Source organism: Rickettsia canadensis str. McKiel, from assembly GCF_000014345.1.
Taxonomy (GTDB): Bacteria; Pseudomonadota; Alphaproteobacteria; order Rickettsiales; family Rickettsiaceae; genus Rickettsia; species Rickettsia canadensis.
This window is the reverse complement of sequence record NC_009879.1, coordinates 992,178-1,012,830: the sequence shown is the minus strand read 5'-3', so window position 1 is coordinate 1,012,830 and position 20,653 is coordinate 992,178. Positions and strand designations below refer to the sequence as shown.

Here is a 20,653-nt window from a genome sequence, read left to right as displayed (position 1 = left end):
TACATTCATATTTAAAATGCAACCTGAATTTATTCATTTAAGAACACAAAGCTCTTATTCTTTTCTAGAAAGTGCATTAACAATCGAAAAAATAGTAGAGCTTGCTTCATTAAATAAAATGTCTGCTATTTGTTTGGCAGATAGTGGGAATTTATTTGGTTCATTGGAATTTGCGTTATATGCAGTAAAAAAAGGGCTGCAGCCGATACACGGGGTTATTCTCAACATACAATATGATATCAATATTTTTGCTCAAATTTTGCTTATAGCTAAAGATGAAGTCGGCTATAAAAATTTACTCAAACTATCAAGCCTTACTGTAACTAAAAATGATCGTAAGATCTGCGATCATATTAATTTTGAAGATTTAGTAAAATATCAAGAAGGGTTAATAGCATTATGCTGTTATACCGACGGTATTGTCGGAAAATGTTTACTGGCTCGTAATGAAGAGCAAGCGATACTGTTTGCACGTAAATTACAGGAGATTTTAGCAGATCGGTTTTATTTTGAAATTATGAGGCATGATTTACCCGAAGAACAGTTTATTGAGGATCATTATATTAAAATTGCTGCTGAGCTTGCTATTCCACTTGTTGCTACTAATAAAGTTTTATTTAGTGAGAAAAGCATGCATTATGCACATGATGTATTGTTATGTATATCAGCTGGTGTTACTAAAGAATATCCTGACCGTAAAACAGTTAGCGAGAATTGTTATTTTAAATCACCACGTGAAATGATAGAGCTTTTTTCCGACTTACCTGCTGCTATTGAAAATACTGTGAATTTAAGAGAACGTTGTTATTTTGCAGCACATGCAAACCCGCCGATGCTGCCTAATTTTGCTACCAAAGATATTAGTGAAACAGATTTAATTAGAAAAGAAGCAACAGAAGGGTTACTTGCAAGGCTTGCTATAAAGTTTAAATCCGAAAATATTTCGTTAGAGAATCAAGAAGAATTGAAAACAGAATATTTGTCTCGTCTTAATTACGAACTGGATATTATCTGTAATATGAATTTTGCCGGTTATTTTTTGATTGTATCAGATTTTATTAAATGGAGTAAACAAGAGGGGATTTTAGTTGGACCGGGTAGAGGTTCGGGGGCAGGCTCGGTTGTTGCTTGGAGCTTGCTTATTACTGATCTCGATCCGATTAAATTTGGCTTATTATTTGAAAGATTTTTAAATCCTGAACGTATTTCAATGCCTGATTTCGATATTGATTTTTGTCAAGAAAGGCGTGAGGAAGTGATTAATTATGTACGTTCTAAATATGGCTACAATAGAGTAGGGCAGATTATAACTTTTGGTAAGATGCAGGCAAAGGCTGTTATTAAGGATGTTGCTCGTGTACTTAGTTTACCTTATAAATTTGCTGATTATATAACAGAACTTGTACCTTTTAGTGCAGTTAATCCCGTTACGCTTGAACAGGCAATGCATGAAGTTCCAGAGCTTGCAAATGCTGCTAAAGGTAATGGACTGTATAATTTAGAGGGTGAAGCAGAGTTAATTAAGCTGGTGCTTGATACTTCGTTAATTCTTGAGGGACTACATAGACATTCCTCGACTCATGCTGCAGGAATCGTAATAGCAGGCACTGATTTAGTTGATATAGTCCCAGTATATAAAGATGCTAATTCCGATATGTTGATAGTCGGTTATTCTATGAAATATTCTGAGATTGCCGGTTTAATTAAATTTGATTTTTTAGGTCTACAAACCCTAACAGTTATTACCGATTGTAAGAAACTGCTTAAAGAGCGAGGGATAGATGTAGATTTGAACAATATGACGTTTGATGATAATAAGACCTATCAAATGTTATGTCAAGGTAAGGGAGTCGGAGTTTTCCAATTTGAAAGTGTTGGGATGAAAGATGCACTTAGACGCCTTAAGCCTGATTCTATACATGATTTAATAGCTCTTGGTGCTTTATATCGCCCCGGTCCTATGGAAAATATCCCTACCTATATAGCTTGTAAGCATAAATTACAGCAGCCTGATTATTTACATGAGCTATTAAAGCCGATCTTAGAAGAAACTTACGGAGTGGTGATATATCAGGAACAAGTACAAAGAATAGCACAAGTTCTTGCCGGTTATACACTAGGTGCTGCTGATTTACTTCGTAGAGCAATGGGTAAGAAAATTAAAAAAGAAATGGAGGAGCAAGAAGAAATTTTTGTTAAAGGGGCAGTGGCTAATAATATTTCAGCATCTCAAGCGAAATCCATTTTTGCGACTGTAGCTAAATTTGCCGGATATGGTTTTAATAAGGCACACGCTGCGGCTTATGGCGTTATTTCATATCAAACTGCATATCTTAAAGCTAATTATCCTGCAGAATTTTTGGTTGCCTGCTTAAATCTTGAATTAAATAATCACGATAAAATTAATTTATTTTTACAAGAAGCAAAAGACAGTGGAATAAAAATTATTGCTCCTAATATTAATATTTCTGAAGGGTATTTTATTGTAAAGTCTGTCATACCGCAAGCTGTGACTTGTCATTCCCACGAAGTTCTATGTCATACCCGTGTAGGCGTGGATCCAGAAAAAATTAGTGAAATGAAAATGGATGACTACTTTCGTGGGAATGACAAAGAAGGTACTGAGAATGACATAAAAAGTTGTGAGTATGATAAAGAAGTAAGTGCAATAATATTTGCTTTAGGTGCGATTAAAGGAGTTACGCCGAATTTTGGTAAATTAGTAACAGACGAGCGAAAAGCAAGAGGACCATTTAAATCAATTACCGATTTTATTGAACGATTACCGCCAAAATCTATTAACAGTAAATTACTGGAAAATTTAATTAAATCTGGCTGTTTTGATGAGTTACATGATAATCGATTGCAATTATTTTTAAGTATTCCAAAATTACTTTCTTATGCAACTTCATATCACAAAGAGCAGGCATCTAATCAATTTAGCTTAATTAAAGTTTCTAGTTTAAGTCCAACTATTTTAATAGATAGTAATTATGCAGATAAAAATACTTTAGCTTTTTATGAATTTGAGGCTATGGGTTTATTTATTTCTAATCATCCTCTTACGCAGTATCAAGAAATATTTAGCCGTTTAAATATTTTAAATACTGCAGATTTGCATAATAAATTACCATACGGTACTACCCGAGTAAACCTTGCCGGTGTAATACAAAAAAAGGATTCTCGTATGTCGGTAAGAGGTAGGTTTGTGACGCTCGTGCTGTCCGATCCTGAGAATATCTTTGAACTTAGTATTTTTAGTGAGGAAGTTTTAAAAGATTATGTACATTTACTTGATGTTAAAAGTTTGGTAGTCGTTAATTGTGATGTATTTAAAGATGAAGGAGGAATAAAACTAACAGCAAAAAGCTTTTCGTCAATTGAGGATGTAATTAATAATAAACAATTTGAACTAAAGCTTTACCCACAAAATTATGAAGAATTACGGCAGATATTAATGATGCTTGCAGCTCGCACTAATAATAATGAAAGTAATACTAAAGCTACGATATATTTACAAAGTGAAGAGGTAAAGAATTTTGTAGCAAAAATTACATTACCGGACAAATTCTTTCTCCAAGCACAAGATTTTGAGATTTTAAAAGGATATAGTAAATAGTGTTGTTGTATAGCTCGCTTTATGTCATTCCTGTGGCGGCGGGAATATATAAAATAAGTTTTTTATATGTTTATGTAACTTATATATCAGTATTAAAGTTATTTTTCTGGATCACCACTTTTGCATGGATGACATCGAGTAAGTTTTTTGATCCATGCAACAAGGTCATGATCAAGTTAGCTAGGGTGAAAACGGAAAGCTTATCTACGCAAGCAAGCCATGCATATTTATTATATATTACCTAATGAATCTCCATCCAGTTATTACCAGCCCTAATTTCAGTAATAATCGGTACGTCCATATTAGTAGAGTTTTCCATGATTTTTTTAATAATAGGTATTACGAGTTCTATTTCATCAGTCGGTGCTTCAAACAGTAATTCATCATGAATTTGCAGCACTAGTCTTGTTTTAAGCTTAAGTTTTTCTATTTCTTGATCTAGATTGATCATGGCAATTTTAATTATATCAGCATTAGTTCCTTGAATAGGTGCATTAATTGCCGCACGCTCTGCAAATTGTTTAAGCTTTTTATTATGAATTGAAGGTAGAAAACATTTTCTGCCAAAGAAATTGGTAACATAGCCGTTGCTACTTACAAAAGCTTTTGTTTGCTCAATATATTCTTGTACTCCTTTATATTCAGCAAAATATTTCTTAATATATTCTGCAGCTTCGCTATTCGTAACGTTTAATTGTTGAGCAAGCCCAAAAGCACTAATACCGTAAATAATACCAAAATTTATAGCTTTTGCTTTACGTCTATGTTTACTAGTTAGTTTATCTTTTGGCAAATTAAAGATCTGACAAGCAGTTTGAGTATGTATATCGTCTTTATTGGTAAATGCTTGTTTTAGTGCATCTATATTTGCAATATGGCTTAATATTCTAAGCTCAATTTGAGAATAATCGGCAGATATTAATTTATAACCTTTTTCAGGAATAAAAGCTTGTCTGATTTTATTACCCTCACTAGAGCGAATAGGTACATTTTGCAAATTAGGTTCTTGTGAACTAATCCTTCCTGTAGTGGTAGAAGTTTGTAAAAATGTCGTATGTACTCGCCTAGTTATATTATCTATTTGTTTTGGTAAACTATCAGTGTAAGTATTTTTTAATTTTGTAAGTTGCCGCCACCTTAGTAATAAATCGGCAATATTATATCCATGCTTGCTAAGTTTTTTTAGTATTTCTACACCTGTTGAGTAAGAGTTTGTTTTAGCCGAAGCTTTACCGAAAGGTAATTGCATTTTTTCAAACAAGATTTCGCCTAATTGTTTTGGTGCACCAATATTAAATTTAGTTCCGCTAAGAGCAAAAATTTCTTCTTCAAGTCTAGCTATTTCTGTTCCAAATTCAGCTGATAATTGTTTCAAGTAATTAGCATCTACTTTAATACCGACTTTCTCCATTTTATCTAAAATAAAACAAATAGGTAAATCAATGTTGCTATAAAGTCTAAAGGCTTTATTATCTTTAAGCTCCAATATTTTTTGCTTATAAAGTGAGATAAAATTTATTACTATTTTTGCCGATTCATTGATTATATTTTCTATTACAGTTTCTTTTTGAGCTTCTTCAAATAAATTTTTCTGTGATAAACCTGCCGATAATGCATATTGTATTAACTCTAAATCTTCAATTGCCGTAATTGCATGAGATTGGTTTGCATAAAACTTAAGTAAAGGTTTAAGAGAGTAAGTAATTTTTTTTATGGATTTATCGGTTAGTAAATTAGAAATAATATCTGAAAACCAGCTATTATTAGTTTTAGTATTATAGGAAAAAAGGTCATTGGTCGTATTTGAAATTTTAATAATATAACTTTTATTTTGTAGTGATAAAATCAAAGCAAGATTATCTCCCTTATACTGTAGTAAATATATTCCGAATATTCCTACTATTTCAGCTTCTTTAGCAAAATTTTCAAGTTCAATTTTATTACTAATTTCTTTTATTTCCGCTACTTTATTATCTACTATTTCTTTGTGCTCATTAATTTTAATATCAAATAAATTTTCTGCTCTTCTATATAAAGATCTAAAACCATATTCCTGTAAAAATCCTGTTAATTTATCGCTATTTGGAGGTGACCATTCTAAATTATTCAGCTGAAAATCTAAATCAACATTAGAATCAAGCCCTATTAACTGCCATGAAATTAAAGCTGCTTCTTTTGAATTTTGTAAAGTTTCACGTTGTTTTACGCTTGAGATTTGGTCTAAAGAGTTAAATATATTTTCTATCGAACCAAATTGTGTTATAAGGCTACTTGCCGTTTTTGGTCCAATAGAGGGTACACCTGGAATATTATCTGATCTATCGCCGATTAAAGCCATTACTTCACGTAATTTATTAGCAGTAGTGCCGAATTTTTTAACAACATCATCCTCTGTGCTATATTTTCCTTTTAGTGGATCATATATTTTGATGTTTTCATTCATTAACTGCAATAAATCTTTATCGGAAGAGATAATGACTACATCTTCGCCGAGTGCAGCCGTTTTAGTAGCAAAGGTTGCGATAATGTCATCGGCTTCATAGCCGTTCTTTTCTAGAATAGGAAAATTTAAGCTACTTGCAACATCACGAACTAATGGTAATTGTATTATTAAATCTTCAGGGGGAGGAGGGCGATTAGCTTTATATTCAGGATAAATATGATGACGAAAATTTTTCCCGCCGCTATCAAACACTACAGCGACATGTTTAGGCTTAAAGTCGCTCAGTAATTTTAGTAGCATTGAAGTAAAACCGTAAAGAGCACCGACAGGCTTGCCTTTCGGCGAAGTTAAAGGCTGTTGTGCATAATAGGCTCTAAAAACAAATCCATATCCGTCTATTAGTAATAAGGTGTTTTTTTTAGTCATTTTATGATTTGAGGGTTTTTTATTCTCTGTGTTCTAGGTAAAAATAAGAAGATAAGTTATTTATCTCTATAAGTTGTTTCTTAAGATACCGCGATCAATTTGTGGTATAACATAGTAATTTTTATAAACAAAATCTCACAACCCTACTAAACTCTTAGCAAAATCATGTCGATCAAATATTTTTAAATCCTCTATCTTCTCGCCTATGCCGATAAAATACACTGGTAAATTAAATTTTTGTACTACTCCGACAATTACGCCTGCTTTAGCACTTCCATCTAGTTTAGTCACGATAAGTCCTGTTAAGTTAGTAGCATTATGAAAATGCTCTGCTTGGTTATAAGTATTTTGTCCTGTAATAGCATCAATTACTAAAATGCTATGAGTAGGTGTGCTCTCATCTAATTTTTTTATAACTTTTACGATCTTGGTGAGTTCATCCATTAAGTTTTTTTTATTATGAAGTCTACCTGCTGTGTCAATAAAAAGTATATCGATATTTTGTTTTATTGATTCTTCCATCCCGCGGTAAGCAACACTTGCAGGATCAGCAGATTCTTCACCTGTAATAAGTAGTGCATTTGCTCTATCTATCAAAATACTTAGCTGATTTACGGCAGCTGCTCTAAAAGTATCGCAGGCAGCAACTGCTATTTTTTTTCCTTGTGCTGAGTACATTGCAGCAAGCTTACCTATAGTTGTAGTCTTTCCTGCACCGTTAACACCGCAAACTAATACTACATTTAATTTATTTGCATCTAGAGAAAAAGGAATTTCTGAGTTTAACAGCTGCTCTTCTATCAATTTAGCAAGGGCTGCCTTTACTGTACTACTATCTATTTCTTCGTTAAATTTTACCTTTTTCAATTCTTCAATAATATTAGTTACTACCGAAACACTCATATCACTTGAGATAAGTAGCTCTTCTAGCTCTTCTAGAGTTTCTTCGTTTAATTTTTTCTTGTAAAATATTTTGTCGATACCTTCTGATATTTTATTAGAAGTTTTAGATAAACTTTGTTTTAATTTACTAAATATCGAAATCATATTAGATAGTTTTTGTTTTATGGGTGTTGGTGTTATTACCTGCCGTGGATCAGTTTTTTCGTCATTGCAAGGAAAATTACTAAGTAATTGACGAAGACGCAATTCATTAAATAGATTGCCACGCGCTTTATGTTCATTCGCATAACGATTAAGGTACTTAATCTTTATCTCTTCTTCTTATTCTTGCTGTTATTTTTATTCCCGTCAGTAGTTTTATTGAATCTACCTAAATTTTTAACAAATTTTTGTAGTCCGTTAAGTTCTGTTCCATATGTCCTAGTATATTCACGGACTATTTCTATATCTTGTTTATGAGAATTATCTATTATTACTACTTCCTGCATAAAACTATTAGCATCAAAGATAATTTTTACTATTTTTTGCTTTTCAATTTTTGAATTAAGCCAAGCTCTTTGAGACATAACCCTTTCAACATAATACCAAATATTTTGGGAATATTCTGGTACCATAGTAGGCGTACCAATTAATTCTACGACTTCTGCTTTATTTAATTTTTTAGATTTTAATTTTACAAGTGCCGAATCATCTATGGATTGCCCTCTATTTTCGATAGTTTTGCAGCCGCTTAAGGCAAAAAAGGCTAATATACTAAAAATGTATGTTATAAAAATTTTCATAAGTTTAATTTTATCTAGATTTTATTACAATATTATAATATACTGCTTCACTAATTTGACAAATACTTTTTAATTTATATAGTATTTTTAGAGAGGATAATAATGGCAGTTCCAAAGAAGAAAACATCAAAATCAAAACGTAATATGAGACGTTCGCACTTAGCACTTGGTAAAGTTAATGTAATAGTTGACTCACAAACCGGTGAATATAAACTTCCGCATCACGTTTCTTTAGTTGACGGGACTTACAATAATCGTCAAGTAGTAACAAAAAAAATTGAAACTGCAGAAGAAGTCGCCTAAAGCTTAAGATTTATGACCTGTAAAATTATTGGTTGTGGCCAATATCTTCCTTCAAAAATAGTGAGTAATGACGAGCTTACAAAATTCGTAGATACTAACGATGAGTGGATTAGAACAAGAACAGGTATTACGCAGCGTCATATAGCAGACGATACAGAATATACTTCCCATCTTGCTTTAAAATCAGCTGAAAAAGCTATAGAAGATGCGGGGATATCGGCAAATGATATCGATTTAATAATTATATGTACTACTACTCCAGATCATAGCTTTCCTTCGGTTGCTACTAAACTTCAAGGCTATCTTGGTTTAACTAATATACCGTCTTTTGATTTACAGGCAGTATGTGCCGGTTTTGTGTATGGGTTGCAAGTAGCAAATTCTCTTATTGCTTCCAGTAAATATAAAACTGTTTTGCTTATAGGTGCTGAGAAAATGACATCGCTATTAGATTGGAATGATAGGTCTACCTGTGTTTTATTTGGTGATGGAGCAGGGAGTGTGATATTGCAGCGTAGTAGCGATGATTCCGGTTTAATAGAGAGTAATATTTTTTCAAGCGGTATCGATTATGATATACTATATACAAACGGTGGTATAAGTATGAATGGTACTAGTGGTAAAATCATTATGCAGGGTCAAAAATTATTCCGTCATGCAATAGAAAAAATGCAACAATCTATAGAAGAGTTATTATGTGCTAATCAATTCAGCGTAAGCGATATTGATTATTTTATACCTCATCAAGCAAATGTCCGTATTATCAATAAACTTGCTGAGTTGTTAAATATAGAAGAACATAAGATCATAAAGACTGTAGAGAAACACGCTAATTGTTCAGCAGCTTCTATTCCTCTTGCTTTAAGTACTCTCAAAGGATTAGGTAAAATAAAAAAAGGCGATATTTTACTATTTTCAGCTATCGGTGCCGGTTTAACTTGGGGCAGTGCATTAATAAGATGGTGAATATACTTTTTTATTTGAAAATTGGCTACATCGTGTTATAACTGTCTGCAGTGTGTACATAATTATATATATGCCTCCCGCTCCTCGACTTATATACTTCCTTGCTCTTTTCCAAATAAAACTGAGTCTATCTATACTTTTATTTATCTAAATTATCTATGCATAAAAATGATATTTTTACCACATTTATACATAAGTAATTGCATTTTATAATATTTTAGCCTTTAAACTAATAAAATAATAATATATACTAACTTACATAGCTTTTGGTTAGTTTAAGTTTATCACTAACTAAAATGAATGCAATATTAATAAATATATAATCTCAAGGAGTTTAATTATGAAAACAAAAATTACATTAGCTTTTCTTGCATTATTTGTGCTTGCAGGGTGTAATACAACAAAAAAAGCACCACAATTTGACAGTGGTGTGAATCAAGGAGAAGAAATATCATTAATGAAAGATTTTGAGAAGCATGCAGGGAATGCAGTATGGTTTGATTTTGATAGCTCTGATTTGTCACCAAAGGCTAAAGAAGAATTAGAGAGACAAGCTTGCTGGTTATTAAAGCATCCTGAGGTAAAAGCTACTGTTGAAGGACATTGTGATGAAAGAGGTACTAGAGAATATAACTTAGGTTTAGGTGAAAGAAGAGCAGCAGCAGCGAAAAAATTCTTAGCTCATAAAGGCATTGATAATAACAGATTAAATATAATCTCTTACGGTAAAGATAGACCTGCTATGATGGGTAATACTGAAGAAGCTTTTGCTTATAATCGTAGAGCTGTAACAGTTATACACCACTAATCGAGTTTACTATTTGGTCTTTTTTTTATTTATAACTTGATGTTATGCCTGTGGAAGTGGTTATTGCGTGGAATGATAAAATCCGCTGTATTACCTAGTTTGCTTGACCACGGGGTCCATAAAAATAACTTAAAATACTAATCATTTTAATATTTTTAACTGAATCCCGTGATCAAGTTGTGCTGTGGGGATGTGAGACAATCAGAAAATCGATCCACATACAAGCAAGCCTTTACAAGAATAACATATAGTAGGTTTCTTAATCTATAATTATTGCCCTCTTTTTAGGCGATATACCAAAAATATAAAAATTTTACTAGACTTAACTGCATAATAATTATATAAATTTCAAATGAAAAGGGGCTGTAGCTCAGTTGGTTAGAGCCCGCCGCTCATAACGGTGTGGTCGTAGGTTCAAGTCCTACCAGCCCCACCACACAAGTATTTAAATTCGCATTAGACCTGAATTTATAATGATTAGTCTAAAAACACTTTCTTGCTATCTTACTAAATTATATTCTAAGTGTTTCTTGATTATATTATTTCTTTTAATCGGGCTGTTGATTATCTCAAATATCTTTGATCTTTTGCAAAAATTCAAAAATATTTATGTTCCTTTTAGTTTTTTTTGGAGACTTATCTTATATAAGATTCCTTATTTACTAGGTCAAGTATCGTCGTTAATTAGTTTTACCGCTATGTTATTTTTTCTTAGCAATCTAACAAAAAATAATGAATTAACGGTTATATTATCTAGTGGTGTTCATATTTGGCAAGTGCTTGTTAGTCCATGTATCGTAACTTTAATTTTAGGTATAGTTTTTACGACCATATTGAATCCTATCGGTACTATAGGTTTACAAAAATATGAGTTATTAGAAGCAAAACTGACTAAAAAAGCCTTGAGTGATGGTATAATATCTAAATCAGGTTTATTATTTTTTGAATCTTTAAATGATGCAAATCAAATTATTCAAACACAATTTATTAATGTTGCTGAGAAAAAATTAAATAATATTACAGTTTTATTTGTTGATAGTAATAATTCTTTTTTAAAGAGAATTGATGCATTATACGGTATTATTGAAAATAAAATGTTACATTTAAATAGAGTTAAGGTTTTTACAAAAGAGGAAACTAAGGCTTATAACACTTTAACTATACAGACAAATTTATCAATTAATAGTTTAGTAAATAAATTTAGTCGCCCTGATATGGTTTCTATTTGGGCTTTACCTAAATTAATTAATGAATTATTAAATTCAGGTTTACCTGCTATTAATTATCAAATTTATTATTACAAGCAATTATTTAAGCCTATAATGATGATGGCAACCGTAATTTTAGCAAGTTGTTTTATTAGTCTAAAACAGCGTAATAATTCCCAAGAAAAAATACTGATATTAGGTTTATTTTCAGGTTTTATAGCATATTCGTTATCAGAAATTTTATTAAAAATACTGGCTTATAATAATTTGTCTTTAATTGCTGCTATTTTATTACCTAGTATGCTAATATTTTTTATTAGTAACTTTATTATTTTACATTATAAAGAAATTTAATATAGACGAAGTTTTATTTGAAAAATTGGCATTGTTCCTTCTCATTTTTGATCCTCACGTAGTATCTATGCTGTGGTCAACAATTCCGATTCTCCTCTTGCTCTTTTTCAAATAAAACTTCGTCTATATTAAATTTTTGTTTAGTGTAGAAGCGTTTTTAGAATTGAGAGAGAAAAAATAAAATGATAATGAAATTTTTGGAAGGGTTTTCTTCCGGTATGGCAATAGACCTTGGTACGGCAAATACTATTGTCTATCAAAAAAGTCGTGGAATTGTTCTAAGGGAACCTTCTGTTATTGCTGTAATAAAAAAAGATGGTGCTTTTGTACCTTATGCTTATGGTCATGAAGCAAAAATGATGCTTGGGCGTACTCCTACGGATATTGAAGCAAAAAGACCTTTAAAAGACGGTGTTATTGCCGATTTTAAGGGTGCAGAAGAAATGATAAAGTATTTTATTAGAATGGTGCATAATCGTCGCTCTTTTTTTGGTCCGACAATTGTTATTTGTGTACCTTCCGGTTCTACGCCGGTTGAGCGTCGTGCTATCCAAGAAGCAGCAGAAAGTGCAGGTGGTAGAGATGTATATTTAATTGAAGAACCTATGGCGGCGGCGATTGGAGCAGGGCTACCCGTAACGGAAGCAACCGGTTCAATGATTGTGGATATCGGTGGTGGTACTACGGAAGTTGCAGTTTTGTCACTAGGTGGCATAGTATATGCAAGGTCGGTAAGAGTCGGCGGTGATAAGATGGATGAAGTTATTATCTCATATATAAGAAGGCACTATAACCTATTGATAGGTGAGGCTACTGCTGAAAAGATAAAGCAAGCAATAGGTACAGCTTATGTAGATGACAATGCTGAGCCGAGAAAGATGGAAATTAAAGGACGTGATTTAATTTACGGTATTCCTAAAGAAATGATATTAAATGAAAGACAAATTGCTGATAGTCTAATTGAACCAGTAAGTCAAATTGTTGAAGCAGTAAAAGTAGCACTAGAGGCAACGCCTCCTGAGTTATCTTCAGATATAGTTGATAAGGGAATTGTTTTAACAGGCGGTGGTTCATTATTACGAAATCTTGATTTTGTTCTTAGTGAAGCTACTAAATTGCCAGTGATAGTTGCAGATGATGCCCTCTCTTGTGTAGCACTTGGGACAGGAAAAGTACTTGAAGATTTTACAAAACTAAAACATGTACTATTTAAGCAGGATTAAAAATGGCAATACTTGCAAATAGAGTTAAAAATTCTTCAAATTTGTTAGAATTAATAAGAATAATATCAAATATTCTTAAGCGTTTCTTTGTTATATTTGGGCTTGGATTTTCTATATATTTATTTTTTACTACACCTAAAAAAATATCTAGTATAGCTCTTGAGGTAACCGGTAGTATATTATCAACTGGTTTAGCAGTTTATGAAGATGTGTTTGAATATATAAATTCAATAACACAAAAATTTGTTTATTTTCAAGATTTAGAACGAAAAAATGTAGATCTTAAACTTGAGATAGCAAGATTACAACATTTGCAAAGTGAAGTAGAATCGTTAAGAGCTGAAAACATTGCATTAAAAGATTTGTTAAAGATTGCTGAGGAAGAAGAATTTGAATATGTTACTACTAAATTACTGAGTGTTTCCTTTAATCCTTTTTCTAGAACTGCTTTGATTTCTGCAGGTAAAAAGCAAGGTATTGAGCCTGATCAAATCGTTGTTAATTCAGGAAAATTAATAGGAAAAGTAATAGAAGTGAGTAATAATTATGCTAAAGTGATGTTAATTAGCGATGTTAATTCTAGAATACCTATTAAAGCTAATGCTTCAAGAGAACAAGGTATTTTAGCAGGTAATAATAATAATAGTAAAATTTTATACTTGCCTAACAATCATTTAGTACAGAAAGACGAGGAGATAGTAACTTCTGGACATGGTCGTATTTATCCTGCAGGTATTTTAGTAGGTTATGTGTCTAAAGTTACGGAACATGACGTTATAGTAGATATAGCAGCTGATCTATCTAAAACGGAATTTGTACAGATATTATTGCCTAAAGAGTAATTTCTGTTCTTTTAAAGTTGCACTCAATATCCTTCTCATGGAAGCGAGAATCTAAAAAAACAGCAATTAAACAGAATAGTTTTAAAAACTAATAGTATTTATACTTTTTGATTACTGGATTCCCGCTTCTACGCGAATGACATAGATCCATACCACAATGCTCATCTTTAAATTTATTTTACCTAGTATGCAAAAGGATTATGTCTGTATTATGCCAAATATATTTGTATTATAATCTATAAATTCAAATTTTATCACATCCTTCATCATAGAAAATGTTATTATGTCGGCGAAATAGATATATTATTGTATTACGTAATAAAGAAGTTGTTTTTATTGAAGTCAAAACAAGTCGCGTTAAAATTGATGATATATTTGTATCTTTCAATCAGTAAAAAAGAATTACCATGACTGTTTTCAAGTAGCAATTCTATAATATTAGGTTTTTAATTTGGTATAAGCACTTATAAATTGCCTATAATTATAAAAAATGTTTGGTAATACTCGATTGAACTTCGTATACTATTCTTTAAATTGATCAGAGGTATATAATATGGCACTTGCTATTAAAGTAAAAGAATTTTTAGAAGAAAAATTAAAACAAGAAAAGATAGATCGTAAATATCTTGCTCAAGTTACTGATATCCCTTATACTACCATTAGTAGAATTATGCGAGCAGAATTTAATCGTGAATTTAATCCTGAAATAGATACTATTTTTAAAATAGCAAAATATTTTAATTGTACTATGGATGAGGTAATAAAAAGAAAAGTACCTACAAAATAAAACATAAAATATGAGAACAAAAAATAAAGGACTGATTATAATTTTGTCTTCTCCTTCAGGTACAGGTAAGTCAAGTTTAGCTAAAGCATTATTGAAAATAGATAATAATTTACGTTTATCTATTTCAGTAACTACAAGAAAACCACGTTTAGGAGAAGTAGAGGGCATAAACTATTACTTTAAGACTGGTGTAGAGTTTGAAGAATTAGTTCAGCAAAATAAATTCCTTGAATATACTAAAATATACGATAATTATTACGGTACGCCTAAAGAATATGTTGAAATGTTATTAAATCAAGGTGTGGATGTTTTGTTTGATATTGATTGGCAAGGAGCAAGAAGTATTAAGAAAAGTTCTACTAATGTTGTTGCTATATTTGTATTGCCTCCTAGTATTAAAGTACTGGAACAACGCTTAAGAAATAGAGCAACCGATAATGAAGAAGCAATAAAGTTACGTATGCAGTCAGCACAAAATGAAATATCACACGCTAATGAGTATGATTATGTAGTTACTAACGATGATTTTGACCATACGCTTAAAAAAATACATGCGATTATAGTTGCAGAGCGAAGAAAAAGTCAATAATAACTTAACTAACTTGCTCCTAAGTGTTTATACTATTATACTGAACCTTATAGAAGGTAAGCTTCCAAATTTCATAGATTTAGAATAGTATTTCTGTCTTTAACACAGTATGTTAAAACTCATAAAGTTTGTGTCTTGTTAGGACCAAGATAGTGCGAAAAACTACTCTTTTTAAACATCATAATATTCCTAAAATAAATATTTTAGAGAAAATCCTTTAGATTTAGCAAGATTAAATGCACTGATGTTTGCTGTGTCTGATTTAAAAGGAATGTGCTATTATTGATGAAATCCAGTATAAAAAACAAAATATATTTCCTATTTTAAGAGTTCTTGTTGATACGAATGATATTAAATTTTGGTACTGGGTATAGTGTATCAAGAGACTTCATAAAACCAGGTTCTGAAACACTAGCAAAGATAGAATAGGTTATATTGAAATGACGCCATTTACATTACCTGAAATGGACACTCAGACATTATTTTATGGCGTCAGAATAAAAACATTTTTAGAAAGAGATAGCTATCCCTACAAAATTTCACACACGCTTTTAGAACCTTTACCAGCAAGTTTGGTATCTTGTGTCTTATAAGCATTATCCACAACATTAGCTAAATCTTGATTATATTGGTGGATTTGACTACTTGCTTGTATAGCTTCTTGAAATCTTTCGTTATGTTGTTGCTGTTCTTGTTCAACTTTTACTTTTGCAGCTTCTAAAATTGCTTTTCTTTGTTCAGGAGTTAAATTTTTAAGTTTAGACATAATAATAATATTACTTAGTTAAATTCCTCTCGTTTTATTATTTGTAGGATTATTAGGAGTACGAGAAGGAGATAAACTCCCAATATTAGTATCTTTTACTTGAATTTGTTCTCTTATTTTATTAGCTAAAGATTTAGTTTTGTCCGCATTAATTTTATTTATTACTTTATTATGATGTTCTATATTCTTTACAACGCCATTTGTCTCAATTGCTTTACACTGATTTTTTAGAGCTACATATTTTTCATATGCTTCTAAATATTTTGCTGGTTCTTTTTTATAACACTCTTTAATATCACTTCCTAATTTCTTTATTTTCTCTTTATTTATTTTTTGTTCTTTTTCACGTTTAATGATTGCTTGATCTAATATTTTTTTACTATTTTCAATCTGTTCTACATATGGCTTATATATTTTTAGCATTTCTTGGTAGAATTCTAATTCTCCTTTTAATTCTTTCACTTTTTCCGGTGCTAAGCCTTTTTCTTGCAATTGTTGTGTTAAATTTGTTATTGCTGAATTTAATTCATTTAATTCTTTATATGCTTGTTTATGTTCTTCAGTTATTTTTTTATGGTTTTGATTTAATACTTTATGTTCTTGATTTAGTTTAAATATTTCTTCATGAGTTAATATTGCCCGATTTAACTCTTCATGATCAATAATGTTTTCTTTTTCCAGTTTATTTATGATCTTATCTAAACGTTTATTACTTTCTTCAATTCTTTTAGTATCTTTAGTAATATCTTTTATAAATTCATTATGCAAATTATTAAGTGCAGCAATTCTTTGTACGATTTCTCTTTCTGCTTTGGCAAGTTTTATTGCTCTTTGTGATTTTAGAAATTCTTCTTCTTGAGTTTGAATTTTATCAATATTTTGTTCTAATTCAAAATTTTTGATCTTAGCTTCAGCATTTTCTTTAAGATTTAATATATCAAAATTCAAGCCATATGAAGCTGCTTCGCTTTGCAAACTACTTAATTCTACTAGAATTGCTTCTATTTGAGAGCGAGAATAAGAGTTTTTAAGATACTCTTTTAAATTATTGAATTTATATTTTAATGTAGCTGTTATATCAGACATCCATGCCAATCATCTTTAATATTAACACTAAGAAACGTTAACAAAAGTTAATAATTAAGTCAAGAAAATTTTAATAAAAATTAATTTTGTATTTCTAGCCACTGATTTAATAACTCGTCTAGTGTCTTTTGATCATTAATTAATTGGCTAGTAATATGATTATATTTTTGAGGATTATCTAAATATAAATTAACATTTTCAAGTTCTGTTTCTAAGCTTTTTATTGATATTTCTAATTTTTCAATATCATTTGATAATGTTTCAAGCAAACGCTGATATTTGTAAGATAATTTTTTATTAGGATGGTCTTTTTGAGAAGTTGATTGTAGTGCTTTTGAAGCTTTTTTAGTTATAGAAGACGTAGTAAAATACTGCTTATTATCTTTATAACCTCCTGTTAGATCATGAATTTACCTTGAGCGAACACTAAAGTTCTAGTAACTAACCTATCTAAAAAGTCACGATCATGGCTAACTATGATTAAAGTGCCTGAATAATCTGAAGTATATCTAGTAAAATTTCTAGACGATCCATATCGAGGTCATTGGTTGGTTCATCTAATATGAATTATCTGGATTTATTAAAATTTTTACCAGTAATAACCTATTAGCTTCACCGCCTGATAAAATAGCAGTTTTTATATTAAGTAGTTTAGGATTAAACATGAATTATTTTAAATAACCGGCAACATGCATAGTTTTACCGTTTGGAAAAAATACTTGATCACCGCCTGTAGGATAATATAAAGTTTGTTGTAATGTATGATTAAGGTTTAGTTTTTCTCTATGTTGATCAAAATATGAAATATCTAAATTACCGCCATATGTAATTTTACCTAAATCAGGTGTAAGCTGCTTTGTAAGTAATTTAATAAAGGTAGATTTACATGAACCGTTTGTACCGATTATGCCGATTTTCTCACCTTTGTTTACACGAAAGCTAAAATTATCAATAATTTTAGTATTTTTATAACTAAAAGTAATATTATCTGCTTCAATAATGAATTTACTTTTCCGTCCTCACTCTTTGTGTTGAACGAGCTAGTTTTTCAGTCTGTTCTTGTGTTATAGCTCGGCTTTCAACTCCGCAAGCCTTTTTTGATTTCGTTTACATCTAGTTGTTTGCCATTCATCAAAAAATTTAAATCCTTTATCGGATTTACGCAAAGTCCTACGATCAAGCCACCAGATTTTATTAGTAACATTTGAGACGAATGTTCCTATCATGACTAATGCAAATAATAGCACCATTATAAGATTTAACAAATTCTTCTAGCCACTCGATTGTTCGAATATCTAGATGGTTGGTCGTTTCATCTAGTAATAATATTCCCGGCTCTAATATTAGAGTTTTAGCAAGGCTTGCTCTTCTAAGTTGACCACCTGAATAGGTGGATAAGTTATCCACTTCGCTAATTTGTAATTTTTCTATGATTATATCGATTTGGTATTTATCTATTTTTTTTTGTACTATCTGTTTGTTGTAAGACAAAATCATAAACATTTAGATTAGTTTTTATAGAAATATCTTGTTTTAAATAACCGGTTGTAACTAAAGGATCTTGAAATAGTCGGCCATTATCTAGTTCATAATCACCTGATATTACTTTCATTAAGCTTGATTTTCCGTAGCTGTTATACGACCTATAAGACAAAATCTTATCGCCTTTGTACAAACAAAGCTCTAAATCAGATAAAATTATTTTATCTGCAAAACTTAAATTACCATTTTTAATGTAATAAATTGGGGTCATGAAGGATAATTTTCATGCTGCGACTTAATCGCGGGATTCAGTAAAAATATAAATGCACATTATAAATTTGTTTTTATGGATACTGTAGAGATGGGCCACAGTATGAAAATGATTTAGACTAAATCTTCTTAATCACTAAACTAGCATTAGTACCGCCAAAGCCGAAAGAATTAGACAGTACATAGTCTATTTTAGTGTCTCTAGCTTTTAATTGTACTAAATCTATTTTAACCTCATCCATAGGTTTTTCTAAGTTTAAGGTTGGTGGTGCAATCTGATCTCTAATTGCAAGAGCTGAAAAGATAAACTCAACACTTCCTGCTGCACCAAGCAAATGTCCTATTGATGATTTAGTAGAAGACATTAAAATTTTTGGATTAACTTCTAAAAATAATTTTTGAACAGCGTTTAATTCAATTGCATCACCAAGGTTAGTAGAAGTACCGTGTGCATTAATATAATCAATCATATCAGGAGTGATAACTGCATCTAGCATTGCGTCTCTCATTGCTCTATAAGCTCCTCTACCTTCAGGATGTGGAGCTGTCATATGATATGCATCACCCGTCGAACCGTATCCTATAACTTCACCGTAAATTTTAGCCCCACGATTTACGGCATGTTCATATTCTTCTAAAACTACAACGCCTGCTCCTTCACCCATAACAAAGCCGCTGCGATCTTTATCCCAGGGTCTTGATGCTTTTTCAGGATTATCGTTATATTTAGTACAAAGAGCTCTAGCTGCGACGAAACCTGCAACTCCAACAGGTGTAATGGGAGCTTCTGCACCGCCTGCGACCATAACGTCTACATAGCCGTGTTTTATCATACGCATAGCATCGCCTATAGCATGTGCTCCTGTAGAGCAAGCTGTTACTGCTGCTTGGTTCGGGCCACTAAAACCATATTTTATAGAAACAAGACCCGATAAAAGATTAATTAATGAAGCTGGAATAAAGAATGGACTAACTTTGCCGTTATTTTCTTGATAAAATTTGATAGAGGTATCTTCGATCATTTTAAGTCCGCCGATTCCTGAACCTAATACCACACCGGTTCTATCACGAGATTTTTCATCTTCGGGTAACCAGCCACTATCTTCAACTGCTTCGGTTGCGGCTGCTACTCCGTAATGGATAAATTTATCCATTTTACTTAGTCTATTAACGTCATTATCCTGTATGAAATTTTCAAGTTTAAAACCATCTTTCTCAGAGTTATCTATAAAGCCGGCAATTTTACACGCAAGTTTAGAAGTGTCAAATTCCGTAATAGTTTTTATACCGCTTACCCCATTTACAATATTTTTCCAAGATGTACTAACATTAAGTCCAACAGGAGTAACAAGTCCAAGTCCGGTAATCACTACTCTTTTATTTACTCTTTGATTCGACATTTTAAATTATCTATATAGGGATTTAATTTATGCAGATTAAGATTGACGTTCTTTGATATATTGTATAACATCGGATACAGTTTTAATTTTAGTTGCTTCATCATCAGGTATATCAATACCGTATTCCACTTCTATTGCCATCATTAACTCTACGGTATCGAGGCTATCAGCTTTCAAATCTTCTATAAATCTTGAATCCGTAGTGATTATCGATTTATCTTTATTTAGCTTTTCAGCAACCATTTCAATAACTTTCTGCTCGATCTTGTCCGTTGTACTCATAATTTTAAACTCCATAAATCATTTAAGTGTATAGCTGTAACGATTATTCAGCTATTAGGCTTTATTCTTACTGTATATGAATATTTATTTAAAACATTCATAGTATTTTATCTT

The 20,653-nt window shown here is 31.2% G+C and carries 16 protein-coding genes, 1 tRNA gene and 2 pseudogenes; 11 read left to right on the top strand and 8 right to left on the bottom strand.

Going from position 1 to position 20,653, the window contains the following annotated elements; genetic code table 11:
• The first annotated feature begins 16 nt into the window (after positions 1-16).
• On the top strand, positions 17-3,619 hold the full coding sequence (dnaE, locus tag A1E_RS04450; RefSeq protein ID WP_012149106.1) for a DNA polymerase III subunit alpha: 3,603 nt from the start codon (positions 17-19) through the stop codon (positions 3,617-3,619).
• Positions 3,620-3,860: 241 nt separating this feature from the next.
• Here dnaE and polA read toward each other — a convergent pair whose 3' ends face one another.
• The 3 genes from polA to A1E_RS04435 all read right to left on the bottom strand — a co-directional run bounded on the left by polA (position 3,861) and on the right by A1E_RS04435 (position 8,173).
• Positions 3,861-6,488, bottom strand: coding sequence for a DNA polymerase I (gene polA / locus A1E_RS04445; protein ID WP_012149105.1), 2,628 nt, complete (start codon positions 6,486-6,488; stop codon positions 3,861-3,863).
• Between the two features lie 135 nt (positions 6,489-6,623).
• The gene (gene ftsY / locus A1E_RS04440) at positions 6,624-7,535 is read right to left on the bottom strand and encodes a signal recognition particle-docking protein FtsY (RefSeq protein WP_012149104.1); all 912 of its coding nucleotides are present in this window, start codon (positions 7,533-7,535) and stop codon (positions 6,624-6,626) included.
• A gap of 164 nt (positions 7,536-7,699) precedes the next feature.
• Positions 7,700-8,173, bottom strand: coding sequence for an outer membrane protein assembly factor BamE (locus A1E_RS04435; RefSeq protein ID WP_012149103.1), 474 nt, complete (start codon positions 8,171-8,173; stop codon positions 7,700-7,702).
• A 102-nt stretch (positions 8,174-8,275) separates the two neighbouring features.
• Between A1E_RS04435 and rpmF the strand changes: the two genes are divergently transcribed.
• From rpmF to A1E_RS07330, 10 genes and pseudogenes are all read left to right on the top strand, one after another.
• Entirely contained in the window at positions 8,276-8,476 is a 201-nt protein-coding gene (gene rpmF / locus A1E_RS04430; RefSeq protein WP_012149102.1) for a 50S ribosomal protein L32, read from the top strand.
• Between the two features lie 12 nt (positions 8,477-8,488).
• Positions 8,489-9,442, top strand: a complete 954-nt coding sequence (locus A1E_RS04425; RefSeq protein WP_012149101.1) for a beta-ketoacyl-ACP synthase III — start codon at positions 8,489-8,491, stop codon at positions 9,440-9,442.
• A gap of 340 nt (positions 9,443-9,782) precedes the next feature.
• Positions 9,783-10,250, top strand: coding sequence for a peptidoglycan-associated lipoprotein Pal (gene pal / locus A1E_RS04420; RefSeq protein ID WP_012149100.1), 468 nt, complete (start codon positions 9,783-9,785; stop codon positions 10,248-10,250).
• 359 nt (positions 10,251-10,609) lie between these two features.
• Positions 10,610-10,686: transfer RNA gene (locus A1E_RS04415), tRNA-Ile, on the top strand.
• A gap of 37 nt (positions 10,687-10,723) precedes the next feature.
• Positions 10,724-11,812: an LptF/LptG family permease gene (locus A1E_RS04410; protein WP_041405255.1), complete on the top strand. Its 1,089-nt coding sequence runs from the start codon at positions 10,724-10,726 to the stop codon at positions 11,810-11,812.
• 182 nt (positions 11,813-11,994) lie between these two features.
• Positions 11,995-13,035 (top strand): rod shape-determining protein, encoded by a 1,041-nt coding sequence (locus tag A1E_RS04405; protein ID WP_012149098.1) that lies wholly within the window; start codon positions 11,995-11,997, stop codon positions 13,033-13,035.
• A gap of 2 nt (positions 13,036-13,037) precedes the next feature.
• Positions 13,038-13,877, top strand: a complete 840-nt coding sequence (gene mreC / locus A1E_RS04400) for a rod shape-determining protein MreC (RefSeq protein ID WP_012149097.1) — start codon at positions 13,038-13,040, stop codon at positions 13,875-13,877.
• Between the two features lie 553 nt (positions 13,878-14,430).
• Complete coding sequence (locus A1E_RS04395) at positions 14,431-14,664, top strand: helix-turn-helix transcriptional regulator (RefSeq protein ID WP_012149096.1); 234 nt, start codon at positions 14,431-14,433, stop codon at positions 14,662-14,664.
• A 10-nt stretch (positions 14,665-14,674) separates the two neighbouring features.
• Entirely contained in the window at positions 14,675-15,253 is a 579-nt protein-coding gene (gene gmk, locus A1E_RS04390) for a guanylate kinase (RefSeq protein ID WP_012149095.1), read from the top strand.
• A gap of 84 nt (positions 15,254-15,337) precedes the next feature.
• Positions 15,338-15,705 (top strand): annotated as a pseudogene (locus A1E_RS07330) (AAA family ATPase); the annotation flags it as partial.
• A gap of 77 nt (positions 15,706-15,782) precedes the next feature.
• Here A1E_RS07330 and A1E_RS04385 read toward each other — a convergent pair.
• From A1E_RS04385 to acpP, 5 genes and pseudogenes are all read right to left on the bottom strand, one after another.
• Complete coding sequence (locus tag A1E_RS04385) at positions 15,783-16,019, bottom strand: hypothetical protein (protein ID WP_012149094.1); 237 nt, start codon at positions 16,017-16,019, stop codon at positions 15,783-15,785.
• An 18-nt stretch (positions 16,020-16,037) separates the two neighbouring features.
• Positions 16,038-17,105 (bottom strand): actin-based motility regulator RoaM, encoded by a 1,068-nt coding sequence (gene roaM, locus A1E_RS04380; RefSeq protein ID WP_012149093.1) that lies wholly within the window; start codon positions 17,103-17,105, stop codon positions 16,038-16,040.
• Between the two features lie 80 nt (positions 17,106-17,185).
• Positions 17,186-18,858, bottom strand: a pseudogene (locus A1E_RS04375) (ABC-F family ATP-binding cassette domain-containing protein).
• A 118-nt stretch (positions 18,859-18,976) separates the two neighbouring features.
• Positions 18,977-20,257 carry a beta-ketoacyl-ACP synthase II gene (gene fabF, locus A1E_RS04370; protein ID WP_012149092.1) on the bottom strand — a complete coding sequence of 427 codons (1,281 nt, stop codon included), beginning with the start codon at positions 20,255-20,257 and terminating at the stop codon, positions 18,977-18,979.
• A gap of 36 nt (positions 20,258-20,293) precedes the next feature.
• On the bottom strand, positions 20,294-20,554 hold the full coding sequence (acpP, locus tag A1E_RS04365; RefSeq protein ID WP_012149091.1) for an acyl carrier protein: 261 nt from the start codon (positions 20,552-20,554) through the stop codon (positions 20,294-20,296).
• Positions 20,555-20,653 lie beyond the last annotated feature (99 nt).

Excerpts from the sequence above, each read along its gene's own strand:
- dnaE (WP_012149106.1), top strand. The coding sequence starts at position 17 with ATGCAACCTGAATTTATTCATTTAAGAACACAAAGCTCTTATTCTTTT.
- polA (WP_012149105.1), bottom strand. The coding sequence starts at position 6,488 with ATGACTAAAAAAAACACCTTATTACTAATAGACGGATATGGATTTGTT.
- ftsY (WP_012149104.1), bottom strand. The coding sequence starts at position 7,535 with ATGATTTCGATATTTAGTAAATTAAAACAAAGTTTATCTAAAACTTCT.
- A1E_RS04435 (WP_012149103.1), bottom strand. The coding sequence starts at position 8,173 with ATGAAAATTTTTATAACATACATTTTTAGTATATTAGCCTTTTTTGCC.
- rpmF (WP_012149102.1), top strand. The coding sequence starts at position 8,276 with ATGGCAGTTCCAAAGAAGAAAACATCAAAATCAAAACGTAATATGAGA.
- A1E_RS04425 (WP_012149101.1), top strand. The coding sequence starts at position 8,489 with ATGACCTGTAAAATTATTGGTTGTGGCCAATATCTTCCTTCAAAAATA.
- pal (WP_012149100.1), top strand. The coding sequence starts at position 9,783 with ATGAAAACAAAAATTACATTAGCTTTTCTTGCATTATTTGTGCTTGCA.
- A1E_RS04410 (WP_041405255.1), top strand. The coding sequence starts at position 10,724 with ATGATTAGTCTAAAAACACTTTCTTGCTATCTTACTAAATTATATTCT.
- A1E_RS04405 (WP_012149098.1), top strand. The coding sequence starts at position 11,995 with ATGATAATGAAATTTTTGGAAGGGTTTTCTTCCGGTATGGCAATAGAC.
- mreC (WP_012149097.1), top strand. The coding sequence starts at position 13,038 with ATGGCAATACTTGCAAATAGAGTTAAAAATTCTTCAAATTTGTTAGAA.
- A1E_RS04395 (WP_012149096.1), top strand. The coding sequence starts at position 14,431 with ATGGCACTTGCTATTAAAGTAAAAGAATTTTTAGAAGAAAAATTAAAA.
- gmk (WP_012149095.1), top strand. The coding sequence starts at position 14,675 with ATGAGAACAAAAAATAAAGGACTGATTATAATTTTGTCTTCTCCTTCA.
- A1E_RS04385 (WP_012149094.1), bottom strand. The coding sequence starts at position 16,019 with ATGTCTAAACTTAAAAATTTAACTCCTGAACAAAGAAAAGCAATTTTA.
- roaM (WP_012149093.1), bottom strand. The coding sequence starts at position 17,105 with ATGTCTGATATAACAGCTACATTAAAATATAAATTCAATAATTTAAAA.
- fabF (WP_012149092.1), bottom strand. The coding sequence starts at position 20,257 with ATGTCGAATCAAAGAGTAAATAAAAGAGTAGTGATTACCGGACTTGGA.
- acpP (WP_012149091.1), bottom strand. The coding sequence starts at position 20,554 with ATGGAGTTTAAAATTATGAGTACAACGGACAAGATCGAGCAGAAAGTT.